At 68.4% G+C, this 16392-nt stretch carries 15 protein-coding genes and 1 pseudogene; 10 read left to right on the top strand and 6 right to left on the bottom strand.

Going from position 1 to position 16392, the window contains the following annotated elements; translation table 11 throughout:
• Window positions 1-12: 12 nt before the first annotated feature.
• From KSE_RS11700 to KSE_RS11690, 3 genes are read right to left on the bottom strand one after another with little or no spacing between them, the layout of a single operon-like run.
• Window positions 13-2094 (bottom strand): Mu transposase C-terminal domain-containing protein, encoded by a 2082-nt coding sequence (locus tag KSE_RS11700; RefSeq protein WP_014135518.1) that lies wholly within the window; start codon window positions 2092-2094, stop codon window positions 13-15.
• Complete coding sequence (locus KSE_RS11695) at window positions 2094-2804, bottom strand: TnsA-like heteromeric transposase endonuclease subunit (RefSeq protein WP_033258081.1); 711 nt, start codon at window positions 2802-2804, stop codon at window positions 2094-2096. Before KSE_RS11695 ends, KSE_RS11700 begins: the two co-directional genes overlap by 1 nt.
• 41 nt (window positions 2805-2845) lie before the next feature.
• A complete protein-coding gene (locus KSE_RS11690) occupies window positions 2846-3916 on the bottom strand; it encodes a TniQ family protein (RefSeq protein WP_014135516.1) in 1071 nt (356 codons plus the stop codon).
• A gap of 177 nt (window positions 3917-4093) precedes the next feature.
• On the opposite strand from KSE_RS11690, the gene KSE_RS11685 reads away from it, so the two are divergent.
• Both KSE_RS11685 and KSE_RS11680 read left to right on the top strand, forming a co-directional pair.
• Complete coding sequence (locus KSE_RS11685) at window positions 4094-4942, top strand: hypothetical protein (protein ID WP_014135515.1); 849 nt, start codon at window positions 4094-4096, stop codon at window positions 4940-4942.
• A gap of 168 nt (window positions 4943-5110) precedes the next feature.
• On the top strand, window positions 5111-6175 hold the full coding sequence (locus KSE_RS11680; RefSeq protein WP_051055187.1) for a hypothetical protein: 1065 nt from the start codon (window positions 5111-5113) through the stop codon (window positions 6173-6175).
• A gap of 100 nt (window positions 6176-6275) precedes the next feature.
• Here the strand turns inward: KSE_RS11680 and KSE_RS11675 are convergent, their stop codons facing one another.
• From KSE_RS11675 to KSE_RS11665, 3 genes are all read right to left on the bottom strand, one after another.
• Window positions 6276-7634: a tetratricopeptide repeat protein gene (locus KSE_RS11675; protein ID WP_033258055.1), complete on the bottom strand. Its 1359-nt coding sequence runs from the start codon at window positions 7632-7634 to the stop codon at window positions 6276-6278.
• A 58-nt stretch (window positions 7635-7692) separates the two neighbouring features.
• Window positions 7693-8535 (bottom strand): glycosyltransferase family 2 protein, encoded by an 843-nt coding sequence (locus KSE_RS11670; protein ID WP_051055789.1) that lies wholly within the window; start codon window positions 8533-8535, stop codon window positions 7693-7695.
• Window positions 8536-8642: 107 nt separating this feature from the next.
• Entirely contained in the window at window positions 8643-9680 is a 1038-nt protein-coding gene (locus KSE_RS11665; RefSeq protein WP_231873160.1) for a tetratricopeptide repeat protein, read from the bottom strand.
• 915 nt (window positions 9681-10595) lie between these two features.
• Between KSE_RS11665 and KSE_RS11660 the strand changes: the two genes are divergently transcribed.
• The 8 genes and pseudogenes from KSE_RS11660 (at window position 10596) to KSE_RS11630 (ending at window position 16387) form a co-directional block, all read left to right on the top strand.
• Window positions 10596-11078 carry an ATP-binding protein gene (locus KSE_RS11660; protein WP_014135509.1) on the top strand — a complete coding sequence of 161 codons (483 nt, stop codon included), beginning with the start codon at window positions 10596-10598 and terminating at the stop codon, window positions 11076-11078.
• A 223-nt stretch (window positions 11079-11301) separates the two neighbouring features.
• Entirely contained in the window at window positions 11302-11997 is a 696-nt protein-coding gene (locus KSE_RS11655) for an NUDIX domain-containing protein (RefSeq protein ID WP_231873159.1), read from the top strand.
• Window positions 11990-12790: a 2-keto-4-pentenoate hydratase gene (locus tag KSE_RS11650; RefSeq protein WP_014135507.1), complete on the top strand. Its 801-nt coding sequence runs from the start codon at window positions 11990-11992 to the stop codon at window positions 12788-12790. Before KSE_RS11655 ends, KSE_RS11650 begins: the two co-directional genes overlap by 8 nt.
• Before the next feature lie 42 nt (window positions 12791-12832).
• Window positions 12833-13720: an acetylating acetaldehyde dehydrogenase gene (locus KSE_RS11645; RefSeq protein ID WP_014135506.1), complete on the top strand. Its 888-nt coding sequence runs from the start codon at window positions 12833-12835 to the stop codon at window positions 13718-13720.
• Window positions 13717-14727 (top strand): annotated as a pseudogene (gene dmpG, locus KSE_RS11640) (4-hydroxy-2-oxovalerate aldolase); the annotation flags it as partial. The gene KSE_RS11645 and the pseudogene dmpG, both read left to right, overlap by 4 nt.
• A gap of 3 nt (window positions 14728-14730) precedes the next feature.
• Window positions 14731-14985: an acyl carrier protein gene (locus KSE_RS44550; protein WP_231873358.1), complete on the top strand. Its 255-nt coding sequence runs from the start codon at window positions 14731-14733 to the stop codon at window positions 14983-14985.
• Window positions 14982-15857: an HpcH/HpaI aldolase/citrate lyase family protein gene (locus KSE_RS11635; RefSeq protein ID WP_014135504.1), complete on the top strand. Its 876-nt coding sequence runs from the start codon at window positions 14982-14984 to the stop codon at window positions 15855-15857. Before KSE_RS44550 ends, KSE_RS11635 begins: the two co-directional genes overlap by 4 nt.
• Entirely contained in the window at window positions 15854-16387 is a 534-nt protein-coding gene (locus KSE_RS11630) for a MaoC family dehydratase (RefSeq protein WP_014135503.1), read from the top strand. The genes KSE_RS11635 and KSE_RS11630 overlap by 4 nt, the downstream gene beginning before the upstream one ends.
• Window positions 16388-16392 lie beyond the last annotated feature (5 nt).

Raw genomic sequence — 16392 nt, 5'->3', positions numbered from 1 at the left:
ACGGGTGGCGCATCAGCGGGATTCCTGGGTGGGGTCGTAGATCTCGGCCGGCACGATCGTGGTCAGGTCGATGTCGCCCCAGGTGCTGTCGTCCTGGTCGGGAGCAGCGGGGACGACGGTCAGCGGTGGGTGGTTGTCGACGGGGGGCTTCGAGCGCTTCTGGTCGGCGGCCTGGGCGGCGGCGCGGTTCGCGTCGCGGAAGATCCGCTTGCGGTCCGTCTTCCAGGTCTCCGGGGCATCGGTCCGGTTCTGGAGGCCGACCAGTGCGACGGCGACGGCGTCCTGGTCGTCGGTGCCGTGTCCGCGGCTTGTGAGGAGGCGCTTAGCCTCGCGCAGGGTGATGTCCGTGAATGGCGTGTGCTCGGCTAGTGCGTGGACCCACCGCAGGACGTGCCAGGTGCCGTCGGCGGGGTCGAGGAAATAGGCGTTGAGCAGGTTCCTCGGGTCGAACCGGATAGGCCACAGTCCATTCTGGTAGGGGCTCTTCGTGCCCCTATAGCGGTAGAGGACATCCGCGTTGTAGACGAGGTGGTTCAGCTCGATGCCGTAGGGGTGGATGACGCGGTACGCGATCGGCAGCAACTCGAAGTACATACTCGGATCGCGTGGGACGTCGACGTACCCTGCTGCCGCGATGCCGAGACGGTAAGCCTCGTTCGGCGACACGGTGAGCGTCGGGAAGCCGGGGGCGTTCAACCCGCTGTGGTGAGCGCGCTGGTACACGGCGACCACGTACTCCGCGAAGAACTCGGTGATCTCGTCGATCGTCCAGCGGGCTTGCTCTTCGACGGTCAGGCCGCGGTTGGCGATGTTGTTGCCCTTGTAGCCGGCGACGTGCTGCGAGAACTGGACGCGGATCGTGCCGAAAACGCGCTCGACGTGCGGTTTGTCGGTGGGCTTGAGTTTCCTGGCGTCCTGGAGGTCGATCTTCCACCGCAGGCAGGCCCGCTGGACCACCTCCGACGTGTAGGGCTTGCCGTGGTCGAAGACGATCGTCTCCGGGTAGATCACCGGCCGGGCCGCGGCCTGCTGGAGGCGCTCGTCCACGTCGAGGAACCGGTCGGCCGTCGGCGTCAGCATCTGGTACCGCAGGACGTCCGGCCAGTGCGGGCGCATCGGCTCGGGCGTCATCACGTCGGCCAGCAGCAAGCCGATGTCGATCGCCTTCGTGCCTTCGGGGGTGATCCGCCACGCCAGGATCGACCTGGTTGCCACATCCAGCGCGATGGTCAGCTCGATCCGCATCGTGGTCGACGTCACCGGGTCGAACGCCATGACATCCAGCGGTGTCGTGTCCAGCATCACCACCTCACCGGGGCGCGTCGCGATCACGTTGCCGAACGGGCGGTCAGGCTGTTGGGCAGAGGATATGCGCTGGTAAGCAGGGCGTGCTGGTCCTGTCCCGAGGATCTCGGCGACGACACGTCGGAACGTGTCCCGGCCCGGCATGGGAACGACGCCGGCCCCGTATTGCTCCTCCAGCCGGTTCTGTGTCCGCCGCAGGAAGCGTCCTCCGATCGTCCCGGTGGAGTCCAGCCGCTCGGCGGCGGCCTGCTCTCGGATGGCCTGGACCAGCCGGGGGTCGGTGTTCTTCAGCGGGTTGCGTATCTGTGCCTTCCGCTGGTCGACGAGACCCCACAGTCCTTGTTCGGTGCGGCGCTTCCACCACTTCCAGACCCACCGGTCGGTCTTGCCGAGTTCGGTGGCCTTCGCGGCGACGCGGCTGACGACGGGTAGTTCAGGGTCGTACTCGGGTTTCGGCTCACCGGGGAGGGCCTTCATAGGATCGCCGGACCGGTAGCCGGTCATGGCCTCCAGCAGGTGCGCTTCGAGTGAGAGGGCGGCCTCCTGGACTGCTTTCGGCAGGCCTTCGAGCGCGGCGTGGATATCGAGTGTCACCTCGTTGGCGGTCTCCCGGACAGGCTCCGCATCGGCCCGGAAAGTCAGGTCGTTCAGGACCTCGGCCAGCAAGATGGTCTGAAGCCTGCCGGTCTCCGACCTGAGCCGCAGCCTCTCACCGTCCAACCCGGCAACGCGATGCGTCTCGTCCTCGAACGAGATCCAGTCGCCGACTGCTATGCGCCGCGCAGACATCAGCGGTCACCTCCGTGCTCTTGGGCGCGGACCAAGGTGGTGTCCCTGATCGGTCGCGTGATGTCGAAGCTCAGGCGGTTGCCCCACATGAGATGGAAGACAACCGAGCGTGCCAGTTCGGGGACCGCCTGGAAGCCGGTCAGTGCGGCGATCGAGACTGGCTGAGCGGCGAGGCTCAGCAGCGGCTGCACCAAGGCTGCCCCCGCACCCAGCGGCCGACGGTAGCCGGCGAGCCATTCGACGTTCGCCGCGATCTGCTTGTCGGGCTCACCGACCATCTCGTAGTCCCACCCGAGCCGCTCGCACACCAGCGCAGTCCGGTCCCGCTGCCTGACCACGTCCGGACGGTCCAGCAGCCACGCCGCCTTCACGTCGACGAGCCGCACCGAGCCGTCCACCCGGCGCACCCAGATATCTGGTACGTGCCGCCAACTGCCATCGCGGTCGTTGCCGGACAGCTCCATTGCCTGGCTGACGAACACAGCGGTGTCCGGCGCCTGGTCGATGATCTTGAGCCAGCGGGATTCGAGGTGGGACTCGTACCGGACGTGGCGGTCACCCGACGCCGACCAATAGGTCCCAGGGGTATGCCGCTGCCCGGCGTAGGACGGGATCGCCCGGATCGGGAGCGCATTCTCGAAGTCGACGCCCTTCGCGGCCTCGACGTCAGCCAGCCGCTCGACCCCGGACGCATCCGCGTACCGGATCACAACTGCCGACCCGGGCAGCCTGATCGGCCGAATCCTCCCACTCACCCTCGGCTCCCCTCCCAGACGTGATCCACCAGTCTCGCCACAGGCGCCGACACACCATCCACCGCCCCCTCCCGAGAGAGCCCCTGCAACACGCCCGACCGCCTCGCCCGCGCCAGCCACCGCTGTACGAAGCCGCCCGACGACAGGGCTTCAGCGTCAGCAAACAAGGCGGCGAGGAGCGAGGTGAGGGCCGCTGCCTCCACCGCGGAGAGCGGGCCCGACAACAACTCACTGGGACGTACCGATCGTAGGATCACGGGCACCGCGTCGGCGACAGCATCATCGGGCAGCAGCGCCTCGACTTCGCCAGGTATCGCTACCGCCCTGACCAGCGCGACAAGGAACCGTCCTGTGCGGGCCACCACCCATGGCTCTTCGCGGCGGCCCCACAGAGCTCGGTGGCGGCTGTCCATACCTCCCAGGACCGCGTGCTGACGGTCCGCCACTGTCTGCCTGACGATCACGGTTTCGACGGCTCCCAGCGTCTGCCGACAGCGGCCGTCAATGCGGCCAGGACCGGTGATCAGGTTCCCGCACTGCGCGGGGTCGAGGGGAGTCGGGGAAGCTGCTACGCGACCGATCTGCCGTGACTGCACAGACCGTGGTCGGCGTCCACAGGCAGGACAGACGTCGACCAGCAGCACATGGTGCACACGGCACACGCCGACCAGGCCGAACCTCCACTTCGTCTTGAGAACTGGCAGATCCGCCACGCACAGAGGGCAGAACCGCGATGCGAAGACGCTGACCCACTGTCCGGCCTGCCACTGCCTGAGCTGCGCCGGCTTCAGTGGCCGGTCCGGGATGTCGATCGCTGCCGCGTAGGGCTCGAACGTCATCGCAGTGACCGTCGCGGGAGTGAGGCCGGTTGCTTCGGCGAGGTGGGCGGCCGTCGAGTCCGTCACCGCTATCCCGTGACTGGGCAGCGACCCGGCGTCCGAGACGCCGACCGTTCGGAGGAACTGGGCCTGCGACAGCCCGAGCGTGAATGCCGCTCGCCCGACCCAGGACCCGAGCCATTCACCAGCGACGGGCGCTGGGGCAATTGGTAAGCGCCGGGCGAGCATACGGAACCCTTCATGAAGATTTGATCGAAGCCGGTGCGCGAGAAAGGTGCGCTGACCGACTCATCAATCGTATTCGTGTTCGATTTAACGGGGGAAGCGCTTCCCGGATATCCGAGAAATTCCGACAGGGGGTCGAATCACCCGCGGGCCAATCCTGGCGAGACGTACATTTGGGACATGACGGACCGTCGACGCCAGGCACTCAGGCTGCCGCTTGCCGGGGTGGCCATCCTGATCATGAACAAGGGCGGCCACATCCTCATGTGCGACGACGCCCGTAACGCCTTCCTCACCGGCCACGAAGGCCAGCTCTCCATCCTGTGGGAGCCGGTACCGCGCGGAGCCACCGCCGAACGGACCGCGCTCGATCTCCTCGCCGGCACCTGGGCCGACAGCCGCCTCTTCGACCTCACCCTCCTCGGGAAAGCCGAAAGCCTCCCCAGCGGCATCAGCAAGCTCACCGTCTACGCCTGTCAGGCAGACCGCTGGTCCGCTCCCTTCCCCGGGATGCGGCGCCAGGCATGGCTACCACCGACCATCAGCCTCGCGGCGTTCGCACCGATCGCCGCCAGCGCCATCCAGGTCCTCGTCGAGAAGGCGACCCGCGGCGAGACCGCAGCACTTCCCTCCTGGGCAACGGCCGGCTTCACCCGTGACAACCCGGACCGGGAACGGACCAGGCGCCTGGAGCGCCAGGTTGAGCTTCTCCGGCGCGCCCAGCGCACAATCCCGCCCCGCGAGGCAGAGCCAGCCGACCTCGTTCCGGAAGAGTACGTCGGCTCCTCCCGGCCGGACCCCGAGGTCACCGCCACGGCCGCCCGCGCTCTGCGGTACGACCCGAGGCCGCAACGCGGTCTCTCCGACGCCATGGCGACCATCGAGCGCCGCGAGGAAACCCTCATCGCTCAGATGCACGCCACCGCCGAAGCCGACGAGCAGGCCGAACTCCTCCATCAGCGACCAACTCCCGAGGAAGAGCGTCAGCATCGACTCCGGCAGCTCCTCCGGCACGGGACGAATGTCTGACCTGGCTTAGAGTGCGCAAGCTGGATGGCTCACGGCCTCCCCCTGGCTACCTGGGACCCACTGCCGTGACCTGAGCCGAGTTGCTGCGATCCGGCCAATGGCAGCTCGGTTGTCGGGCCTCCCACGTATCCTCATCGAGCTGCGCGAGGTGCCGAGGGAGGGCGCGAAGTGAACCCGGACGATCTGTTCGTGATGACACCAAGCGGGTGGGGCGAGGGGACCGTCAAACGCCTGAACCGTGAGCTGGTGAACAAGCTGCGGCGGGGTCCCGTCGCCACCCACCCGGACGCGGATGTGGCTTACCACATGGTCTGCCTGATCGAGGAGGATATACAGAGCCGCCAGCCCCACAGCCAGCTCGACGATCAGGAGACCGCCGACGTCCTGCGCTGCCTCGACGCGGTCCTCGGCCGGCTCGGGGTTGCACACCGGCTGCCGTTCCGGACGCGGCGAGGCTACTGGGAGGTCGATCGGGAGAATGGCCAACTGGGGAGCATCGCCGATCTCTGCGAGCCGATCCTGACCGAGCTTGCGGATCACGAAAGGCAGATGTCCACGGCCGGGTACCGCGGCCCCAACGGCGACTTGAGGAACGTGATCTTCGCTGCGAGGTACAAGCCGGAGATCGTGATGACCGATGTCGCCAAGGGGATCATCGCCATCACCAAGAACGCCGAGCACTGCCTCCTGTACGACAGGGCGATCACGGCCGAGGGTCTGACCGCAGCGGATCTGATCGAATGGTGGGGGCGACGCGACGAGAACATCATCCTCGACCCGGGGGCCCGGCTGGCACGGTTGGAGGTACGCCTGGAGGAGTCATGCCCCAACAGCGAGCCGGAGCGCCAACTCCTTCGTGTGTACTGGCAGTTGGCTCGCTCTAAAGGATTTGGCAGCGTGCCGGCGATCCTGCCGCAGGTGTACCTGCACTACGACCCGCTGACTCAGAAGCAGCGGGACCAGGAAGGACGCCGCGTCCTCGACAGCCAGGTCCGGGATTTCATGATGTTCCTTCCCGGAGGACGGCGAGTCATCCTGGAAATCGACGGCAAGACGCACCATGCGACCACGGGCGGAAGGGCCGATCCGAGGGCCTACGCCAAGATGGCACGGGACAGCCGACGCCTCACCCTTCAAGGCTACGAGCTGTACCGCTTCGGTGGTTGGGAGTTCATGGACAGCGAGAATCCGGAGAGGATGCTCAACGACTTCTTCGCCGAACTCATCGGGTAACTGCCAGCACCACGTCCACCGGTCAGCGGACCCCGGCCCAGTGCGCCGGGAACGCCGTCCCGGCCTATGGGGCCGGGACGGGTGACGGGAGCAGTCCTTGTCACAGGCGAATCAGGGATGCTGCACGGTGGCCGAGATCAGCGGCTCCTGGGATGCCGCGCCTGGAGTAGACGGCCATGGTCGATCGGACCGACCTGAGTTCTGCGGCTGCCCTCTTGGACGCGACACCGTCCATCAGGTCAAGTCCTTCACCCCAGAGTCCGACGGCCTCCTCGTGCCGGCCTTGGGCGGCGACCGTCTTGGCGAGGTTCGAGACGGTGAGGCCGCGAACGCGGCGGTAGGACTCGGCGAGCCGGCCGTCCAGGGCGGTTCGGTAGTGGCGTTCTGCGGCCTGGTGGTCCTTCATCTCGGTCAGGGTCTTGCCCATGTGCGAGGCAACGGTCGAGGCGACGGGGCCCGATGCGGCGGCATAGGTCGGCAGTTGATCACCCGAGTTGGCGGTCATGGCGTCCTCGGCACCCAGGATGGCGCGGGCGGCATCCCGGGGCCGTCCTCCTGCGCCGTACGCGCGGGCAGCGGTCACCAACAGCAGGGCTTCGGTCCCGCGGTCGACTTTCCCCCGCGCCGCGGCGAGAGCCGCTTCCGCCAGGTCGACGCAATGCTTCGTCTGTCCGAGGTCGAGTGCCTGATGTGTGAGCGCCCGCATCATCCATGCGGCGTGGCCCTGCGAGTCCGCTTCGGAGGCCAGCTGGAATCCGAGCAGGTAGAACTGCTGGGCGGCTCCTTCACGTCCGAGATCGTGGTGCTTCCAACCGACCAGAGTCGCCAGCTCGGCGGCGGCGCCGAAGGCGCTCGCGCGGACGATGGCGGATGTGTAGTTCGCCTTGAGCATCGGCATGACGTCGTCGATCAGGTAGGAGGCCACCATGGCCAGGCCGTGGCCTCCACCGAGTCGTTCGTCGGCGCTCCGGAAGCTCTCGGTCAGGAACCGGACCGTGGCGACCGTCTCGGCGCTGATCCTTCCCTCGGCCTTCGCTGTCCGGAGGCTTGAGGCCGCCGCCGTGTGGTCGTAGGTGAGGGGAAGGCCAACGGCTGCGGCGGAGAAGGCGAGGGCGAGGAAGTCGCGGCGGCGGTTCATGACGAGTCTCCCGAGATCTACGGCTGTGGCCAGTGGGTCTGGAGACAGGGCCTCGCCGATTCCTTCGGAGCGTAGACCGATCTCGGTAGGGGTGACCTTGCGCTTGGCCTTTCTGCTGAGAGCTTCGGCGAGATACTTGACGGTAGCCGGGTTCGGGGTGCCTCCTGAGACCCAGAAGTGCACGGCAGACGGCCCAGTACGAACGGTCTCGCCGGCTTCGGCCGCAACGAGGCGAATTTCCCTGGCCAGAGCGGCATAGGTGCATCCGATTTCCGCGATCAAGGACGCCAGTGCCTCGTTCTTCTCCTTGTCGGCGGTCAACTCACGCCTCCTCTAATGATCTTGAATGGATTGAACGGGATCGTGTTCGATCGGCGCGTCAGATCACCGGCGGACGGCCGAGTTTGGTCATGCGCCACACCGTGGCCCACCTGATCGGCCGTCGCGGCGGGCATGGGACGCGCAGGCCCTCGAAGAAGCCGCCCCACCACGCTGACAGACCGGACATCGGCGGTCGTCTTGCCAGCGTGTAGAGCGCCCACGAGGTGAGGTACAGCGGAACCAGCGGGGCCGGCAGGTGGCGTTTGGCGAGCCACACCCGGTTGCGCGCGGTCAGCCGGTAGTAGAGGGCGTGCCGGGCCGGGTCGGTGCGAGGGTGGCGGAGTACCAGGTCGGCCCGGTAGTGGATCTGCCACCCGGCGTCCAGGGCTCGCCAGGCGAAGTCGGTCTCCTCATGGGCGTAGAAGAACACCGCTGGGAAGTCGCCGACCTGGTCGATGACCGGCATGCGGATGGCGTGCGCGCCACCGAGGAAAGTGGTGACCGCGCCTGAGCGGAGCGGGTCGGAGGAGCCGAAGCGTGGGACGTGTCGACGCTGAGTACGGCCGTCCTCGTCGGCGATTCGGAAGCTGACGATGCCCAGACTCGGGTTCTCGGCGAAGGCGTCCCGCAGCAGCTCGAACGTGTCCGTGGCGGGGAGGAGGCCGTCATCGTCGAGGACCACGACGACATCTGGCTTCGCATGGTCTCGGAGCCACTGCACGCCGGCGTTGCGGCCACCCGGGATGCCCAGGTTCTTCGGTAGCTCCACTGCCGCGACCCCGTCAGGAAGCGCGGGAAGCTCGACGCCTTGGCCGAGTACAACGGTGGTGACTTCTCCTTCGCCTTCCTGAGACCGGACCGACTCAAGGAGTGCTTGCAGCTCCTCGGGGCGGTTTCCCATGGTCAACACCACCACGCCCAGGTTCAGCGGGTTGCCGTCCGTCACCTGATTCACCTCGTCATGATCTTGAAGGGTCGAGAGGACCGCACGGCGCGCGACCGCGAGGCTCAGGTCATGTTGGCGGCCCGCTCGCTGAGGTCTTCGGCGCCGTGTACGCCGCGGATGCGGCGGAGCCGCGCCTGCATGTCGTCAACGGCGTCGGAGACCTTGATGGACCTCACCCCGTTCGCGCAGTCTAGGAAGTCGCCCCACGTGGAGATGGCGGCTTCGTAGTTCTCCTGCCGGAACTGGACGGTGCCGAGGTCGGCCAGAACGATGGCACGGCTTCGTTGGCGGTCGAGTCCGTGGATGTCGAGCGAGTGGTGAAGGTGGTCCTGTGCTGCGTCGTAGTCCCCGAGGCGCGCGAGGATCATGCCGGAGTGGTGGGCCCACCGGCCGATGCTGAAGTGCGAGGCCCACGAGTCGCCTGCCTCGGTGGATGCTCGCTCGATGTGGGCCTGTGAGGCGCTGAGCATCTGCGTGGCGGTCTTGCGGTCGTCGTCCTGGGCCGCGGCGTCGGCGAGGGTCGTCTCGTAGTAGGCGAGTGCCTTGGGGTCGTCCAAGCGCTTGGCCTGGTCGACGCACTCCTCGGCGATCTGGACGGCGGCGGCCCGGTAGCCGAGGTCGATCGCCTGGACGGCGAGTCCTCGCAACGCGGTCGCGGAGAGCTCGGCGTCGCCGGCTTCGGCAGCAAGCCGGAAGGCGTGGGCGTAGTAGCGCTGCGCGAAGCCGTGGTCTCCTTCGTCCTGGGCCATCCAACCGATCAGGTGGACCAGTTGGGACGTGGCGCCGTACAGGTCGCGCCCGACTTCTTCGGTCCAGGAGCCGCTGAGCCACTTCGAGACGGAGGTGGTCAGGTAGTGGACGGCGGTGGAGCGCGCGTGGCCGCCGCCGATCTCCGCTGCCGCGTCACCCAGCGACTTGATCATGGTCCGGACCGCCGCGACCTCGCCGCGGCCGACCTTCACCGCGGATTCGCTCTGCGCGCGTGTCCTGCGGGTGATGCCGTCGAGGTCCGGCAGCCCGAGGGCGGCGAGGGCGTATCCGCCCGATGCGGTCATGAACGTACGGCGGTCCACGTCGTCGCTCCTCCCCAGCTCGATCACTGAGGCCACGGTATCGCCGGGCCGTACTGGGCTTGCATCTTCACTGGATCTTCCCTGCGGGGCTTCGAGTTGAAGCCCAAGGACCTTGACAAGGTAGGGAAGCCAGTAGTCGGGAGTCCGGTCGTCTCCCTTCTCCCAGCGCCACACTGCGTGCCGGCCGGGCCCGTCGCCGCCGCGACCCTCGGCGGCTCCGAGTTCGCGCGCTAAGCGCGCCTTGGACCAGCCGCGTTTCTCTCGGGCCTCGGTGATCTGCTCTGCGATGGGCCGTCCCCCCGACATCGCACCACTCCCTGGACTACAACCTGGCCTACATCTGGCACACGCCTGGCAACTCCCGTACGTACCGCACAGGCTAGTTGACTGTGAGTCACGCCACAGGGGGCAGGTGGACTCAATGATTCGATTCCTTCCCAGTTCGATCCGTGGCAAGCCAACTTCGTACGTGGGGAGCGTGATTCGCATGCCTGTGCCAGTCCGTACCGCACCCATCGACAGCAGCCTCACCGCTTGCGGGCGGCACCGTGGACGGCATCGAGACCCTGTGGGGGCGGCGCTTGCCGGCTTATGGGCGCTCGGCAACGCGGCCGTGATCACCCTCCTGGGCGCCTCCGTGCACAACCAGCTCGACCACCGCACGGGCCCTCACGGCATGGCGCCGGCATCCTCCTCGGACGTCGAACCGTACAGCTGAGGCACCGGTGCTCCGAGCGGCTCCGACGCGGTACTTCCGTCTACTCATCACTCCAATCCGCCACCAGCTCATGCTGGTTGAACCCGTTGAACGGATTGAACAGGACCACGGATTCGAGGCCATACCGCCGGCGTGCGGCCGGAGGTTCACTGAGTTGGCAGGCAAGACGTCCGGGGCGATCTGGGAAGTTCCCCTGCCCGCCGTAGCCCGAAAGGGGTGCCCACATGATCGAGCAGCCGCCACCCGTACAACCCCTGGGTGCCACCTGGGCGCGTTGGAGCGTGGACGTCCAGCAGGAGGACGGCGTCACACGACTTCGCGGCTACGTCCGGCGCAAGCTCACCGAATGGGAGTATCCCGAGGATGCAGAACAGGCGTTCGTCGTCTGCCTCCTGGTGACGGAGCTGGTGGGCAACGCCCTCCGCCACGGCAAGCCGATACTCGACATGGTCGACCTCCTCATCTGGTCCAGCGGCGGGACCGTGGCCGTGATCGTCTCCGACGCGAGCCCCGTAGGGCCGACGCTGACAGAGGCTGGCGACACCGACGAATCCGGGCGCGGCCTTGCTCTGACCGTTGCATCGTCCACCGCATGCGGTTGGTGCCGGAACCGATCCGGCAAGAGCATCTGGGCAACGGTCGGACCTGAGCCGCTCACCCAGGCCGAGCACCGGCTTGGCGATCTCACGGCGGCCAGAGCTTCCTGATCATCGAGGCTGCCCGAAGAGCACAGACCTCGCCCGGCGTCCCATCGGTAGGCGCACCGGACGGAACAGCGCAGATCTCGCGGTCAGCACCGCCACCTGTTCTCATACGTCGACGTTGAACGAGAGGAACCGCCCCGATGCCGCCCAACTCCCGAAGGGAACCCCACCGTTGAAGCTCTTCCCCGTACGAGACCACGCTGTCGAAGTCCTCATCCCCACCGCAGTGAGGCTCGCCGAGACCGCCGCCCCCGCCCTGTCGGCCGAGCACGAGGCCGCCATGGACCGGATGTGGGAGAAGGCCGCCCAGGCGAACCCGTCGCTGTTCGACGGCCCGGCCGTGGTGTGCACCGCCCTGGAGCAGTACGACCGGCAGGTGGAGCTTTCCTGGGCCCGCACCACCTACCGTCGCTTCGCGCTCCGCCGTGTCCCCGGCGCCCCGGTGGTGTCCTCGGTGTTCGTCAGTGTCGCGCAGCCGGTGGAGGACGGCCGACTGGTCATCGGCCGGATGTCCGGGTCGACGGCGGCCCCGGGCCGCTGGCAGCTCCCGGGCGGCAACGTCGAACCGCCGCAGCCGGGCACCGAGTTGGACGAGACAGAGCTGCGGCGCCAGGGCGTGAAGGAGCTGGCTGAGGAGGTCGGCATCACCGCAGCCCCGGACCAGCTCACGCTGCTGGCGATCACGCGCGGCGAAAACGGCAACATCGGGGTGCACTACCTCGCCCCGGCGCTGTCGGAGAAGGACGTGCACGAGAAGTTCGCCGCGCTGGTGGCCTCCGAGCTCTCCCGGGGCAGCACCCCGGAGCTGGACGAACTCACGCTGGCCGCTTTCCCCGGCGAGCTGGAGTCGGCAGTCGGCCAGCACGTCGACTACCTCGCGCCCCTGCTGGAGCGGTACGCCGCCTGGAGGTCCGATGAGTGAGACCGGTAGGACGGCCATAGCCCTGGAGGGCGAGGCGGCGCATGAACTGCGTGCTGCCGAGCTCTCCGGACTCCCGACCCAGGCCATGGCCCGGCAGGTACCGGGCCTCGACCTGGACCTGGCGTACCGCATCCAGCAGCACGGGATTGGCCTGCGGCTCACCGCCGGGGGCCGCCCGGTCGGGCACAAGATCGGCCTGACCTCCGCGGCGATGCAGCGGCAGATGGGCGTGAGCGAGCCGGACTCCGGAGTGCTCCTCGCCGACATGCAGGTTCCCCTCGGCGGTGACCTACTGATGGGACGTCTGCTGGCCCCGCGCGTCGAAGCCGAGATCGCGGTCCGACTCGGCGCTGATCTGGCGGGGCCGCACGTGGACCTGGCCGCTGTCCGTGCCGCGGTGTCCGAGGTGTTCTTGGCCCTGGAGGTCATCGACACCCGCTACGGCGACTGGCAGATCACCCTGGAGGACAGCGTCGCCGACAACGCCTCCGCCGCCCGCTTCGTGACCGGCCCGCCGGTGGTCGCCGACCGGCTCGCGGACCTCGGCGCCGAACGCATCGAAGTGCACATCGACGACGCGCTCGCCTCCACCGGGTACGGCCGCGACGTCCTCGGCGATCCGCTGCGGCCCCTCGTCTGGCTCGCCCAGCGCCTGACTGCCCTCGGCTCCGGCCTGAGCGCCGGTGACGTAGTCCTGCCCGGCTCGGTCCACGCGAGCATTCCCCTCCAGCCGGGGACGACCGTCCGGGCGTCCAGCCCGCACCTTCCCCCGGTGTGGTTCCGGGCGCGCTGACGCCCCACCCCTCTTCCTCGTCCGCCGTTCCTGGGGAGACCCATGTCCACGACCACCCCGCTGAAGGTCGCCGTCCTCGGTGCCGGCCTCATCGGCATCGACCTGCTGCACAAGATCGACCGGTCTCCGTCTCTCGACTGTGTGCTGGTCGTCGGCCGCGACAGCCAGAACACCGGACTCCGGCAGGCCGCCGCGATGGGCCTTGCCACGACAGCCGGCGGTGCCGCCGCGCTGCTGGACTCCGGCCAGCACGTCGACCTCGTCTTCGACGCCTCCAACGCCGACTCCCACGCCGAGCACTGGCGGCTGCTGGAGCCCACCGGCGCCCTGGTCGTCGACCTCACACCGCACAACAGCGGCATCCCCACGGTGCCGACGGTCAATGCCGCCGAAGCACTGACCAGCCGTCACCTCAGCCTGATCAGCTGCGGCGGCCAGGCCGCCGTCCCCCTCCTGCACGCCATAGCCCGACACCGCACGCCCGAGTACGTCGAGGTGGTCTCCACCGGGGCCAGCCGCAGCGCCGGCCGGGCGACCCGCCTGAACCTGGACGAATACATCGCCACCACCCAAGGCGCCATCCGCGCGTTCACCGGCGCCCCCGAAGTGAAGGTGCTGGTCAACGTCAGCCCCGCCACCCCGCCGCCGCCCTTCCGCGTCACCCTGACCGTCCTGGCCTCCGACATCGACCCGGGCACGGTGCGAAACCTGGTCGCCACCACCTCCCACGAAGTCAGTGCGTTCGCCCCCGGCTACGCGGTGACCTCCATCGACGCGGCCAGCGAGAAGGTCATCGTCGCCGTCGAGGTCACCGCAGTTGGCGGACGCATCCCCGCCTACGCGGGCAACCTCGACATCATCAACGCAGCCGCGATCAATCTGGCCGAGATGCACGCCGCCTCCGTACTCGCCGAAGGAGCCGCGGCATGAACCCGTCCGCACCGGCCGTACTGATCCACGACCCCACCCTGCGGGACGGCCACCACGCGGCACGCCACCAGCTCGACCGCAGCCAACTGCACGACTACGCGACTGCTGCCGACCGCGCCGGGGTGCCGGTCATCGAGGTCGGCCACGGCAACGGCCTCGGCGCCTCCTCCCTCCAGATCGGCCGGGCCAAACTGAGCGACACCGAAATGCTCACCACCGTCCGCGACGCCCTGACCCACGCCCGGATGGGCGTGTTCATGGGCCCCGGCTGGGGCACCAGCAGTGACCTGCGAGGCGCGTTCGAGCACGGTGCGCAGGTGTTCCGGATCGCCACGCACTGCACCGAAGCCGACGTCACCGAGCGCCACCTCGGCTTCGTCGCCGAGCACGGCGGCGAGGCCCAGGGCGTCCTGATGATGAGCCACATGGCCGGGCCCGGTCAGCTCGCCGAGCAATGCGCCCTCATGGTCCGCTTCGGCGCGAAGGCGGTCGGGATCTTCGACTCCGCCGGGCACTTCCTGCCCGAGGACGTCCACGCGCGGATCACCGCGATCACCGAAGCCATCGGGGACGTGCCGGTCATCTTCCACGGGCACAACAACCTCGGCATGGCGGTCGCCAACTCGGTGGCCGCCGTGCGGGCCGGCGCGCGGATCATCGACGCCTGCGCGCGGGGCTTCGGCGCCGGGGCCGGCAACACGCAGCTCGAAGTCCTCGTGGCGGTCCTCGAACGCCTGGGGTACTCGACCGGGATCGACCTCAACAAGGTGCTGGCTGCTGCCGACGTGGCCGAGCAGCGGCTGATGAACGCTCCGCCGTTCATCGACTCCGTTGCCGTGATGAGCGGCCGGGCCGGGGTGTTCTCCGGCTTCAAGAACCGCGTCCTGGACGTCGCCGCCCGTGAGGGTGTCAGTCCCGGTGACCTGTTCGACGAACTCGGCCACCGCCAGGTGATCGCCGGACAGGAAGACCTCATTCCCGAAGCCGCCCATCACCTCAAGGAGAAGGCTATGACCGACCACCCCGCCGTCGGCCTCACCCCCGACATCGAAGACCTCCTGGTCCGCGAACTGCGGGTGAAGCCCGACGCGCTCGTTGCCGATGCAGCCCTGGAGGACGCCGGACTGGACTCCCTGTCCCTGGTCGAGCTGTCCGTGATGCTCTCCGAGCACCTCGGGGTGAAGGTCGGCGAGGACGAGATCCACGCCGCCCGCACCATCGGCGGCCTCGCCATGCTGGTCGAGACCAAGCGCCAGGCCCGGTGACCGCCGCCATGCACCCTGCCGCCCTGCGGGCCGCCCGCGCATGGATCAGCGTCCCGGCTCCCGCCGTCAACCGATTCGACACCGCCAAGGACAGCGGCGCCCACGTCGCCCTGGTCGACCTCGAAGACTCCGTCGCCCTCGCCAAGAAGCATCACGCGAGGACTATCGCCGAACGCTTCTTCGACGGCCATGAGACCAGTCAGGCCCTTCTCGGCGTGCGGATGAACGCCCCCGTTCTCCTCGATGGGATCAAGGACCTCGCGACCATCGCCGCCTGGGGAAGCAAACCCGACATCGTGCTCATCCCGAAGGTCGAGTCCCCGCGCGACCTCGACATCGTCGCGGGCGCGCTCGACACCAGCGACTACCGGCCGCACCTGTTCGCCCTCATCGAGACGCCACGCGCCATCGAGCAGATCCGGGAGATCACCCGTGCGGCGCGGATCTGCGGCGTCGTGTTCGGTACCGCCGATTACGCGACCGCCCTCGGCTGCGGAATGAGCTGGGAGCCGATGCTCCACGCCCGCTCCGCGGTGGCCAACAGCGCGGCAGCAGCCGGCCTGGTCGCGATCGACTCGCCGTACTTCCAGATGGACGACCTCGACGGTCTGCGGGTGGAAGCCGAGCGGGCCAAGGCCCTCGGCTTCCACGGCAAGGGCGCCATTCACACCCGGCAACTGCCGGTGATCACCGAGGTGTTCAGCCCCTCCGAGCAGGAGATCGCGGACGCCCGCGCAATCATCGACGCCGGCCGGGACAGCGGCAGCAGCATCACCTCCGTCGGCGGCCAGATGGTCGGCAGGCCCTTCTTCACCCGGGCGCAGAACCTCCTTCAGCAGGCCGATGGCCAGCGAGAGGGGCAGCCGAGTTGAGCACCACCACGCTACCGCCCGGCTACCGCTTGGTCGGCGAAGGCCGCATCCGCGAGATTGTCGGCCTCGGCTACCACGACTTCCCCGAGGGCCTGGTTATCGAGCACCGGCCCGGCCGCACCGTCACCGAGGCCGACAACACGCTGATCACCGCGCTGTCCGGCAACACCGCGCCGATCCATCTGGACGCCCACTACGCCGCCCGCACCGCCCGCGGCCGAATCCTGGTGTGCAGCGGTGTCACCCTCGCCTTCATCGGCGGCATGACGGTGCGCGCCACCAGCGGCCTGACCTTGGCCAACCTGGGCCTGGACGACGTGAGGTTCGAGAACCCCGTCTTCGTCGGCGACACCCTCTACGCCGAGACCGAAATCACCGGCCGTCGGCTGTCCGCCAGCCGGCCCGGCGACGGCATCGTTACCTGCCGCACCTCCGGGCTCAACCAGGACGGCGAGCAGGTGGTCACCTTCACCCGGACGTTCCTGGTGCCCCTCGACCCGGACGCCGTCCGGGACGCCACCAACTACTAGAAGGG

The organism is Kitasatospora setae KM-6054 (assembly GCF_000269985.1).
Taxonomy (GTDB): Bacteria; Actinomycetota; Actinomycetes; order Streptomycetales; family Streptomycetaceae; genus Kitasatospora; species Kitasatospora setae.
The sequence above is the reverse complement of the archived record's forward strand: the minus strand, read 5'-3'. Positions and strand labels throughout refer to the sequence as shown.

Bases quoted from the DNA above. Each gene is read 5' to 3' on its own strand.
- KSE_RS11700 (WP_014135518.1), bottom strand. From the start codon at position 2,094: ATGTCTGCGCGGCGCATAGCAGTCGGCGACTGGATCTCGTTCGAGGAC.
- KSE_RS11690 (WP_014135516.1), bottom strand. From the start codon at position 3,916: ATGCTCGCCCGGCGCTTACCAATTGCCCCAGCGCCCGTCGCTGGTGAA.
- KSE_RS11685 (WP_014135515.1), top strand. From the start codon at position 4,094: ATGACGGACCGTCGACGCCAGGCACTCAGGCTGCCGCTTGCCGGGGTG.
- KSE_RS11670 (WP_051055789.1), bottom strand. From the start codon at position 8,535: ATGGGAAACCGCCCCGAGGAGCTGCAAGCACTCCTTGAGTCGGTCCGG.
- KSE_RS11660 (WP_014135509.1), top strand. From the start codon at position 10,596: ATGATCGAGCAGCCGCCACCCGTACAACCCCTGGGTGCCACCTGGGCG.
- KSE_RS11650 (WP_014135507.1), top strand. From the start codon at position 11,990: ATGAGTGAGACCGGTAGGACGGCCATAGCCCTGGAGGGCGAGGCGGCG.
- KSE_RS11645 (WP_014135506.1), top strand. From the start codon at position 12,833: ATGTCCACGACCACCCCGCTGAAGGTCGCCGTCCTCGGTGCCGGCCTC.
- KSE_RS44550 (WP_231873358.1), top strand. From the start codon at position 14,731: ATGACCGACCACCCCGCCGTCGGCCTCACCCCCGACATCGAAGACCTC.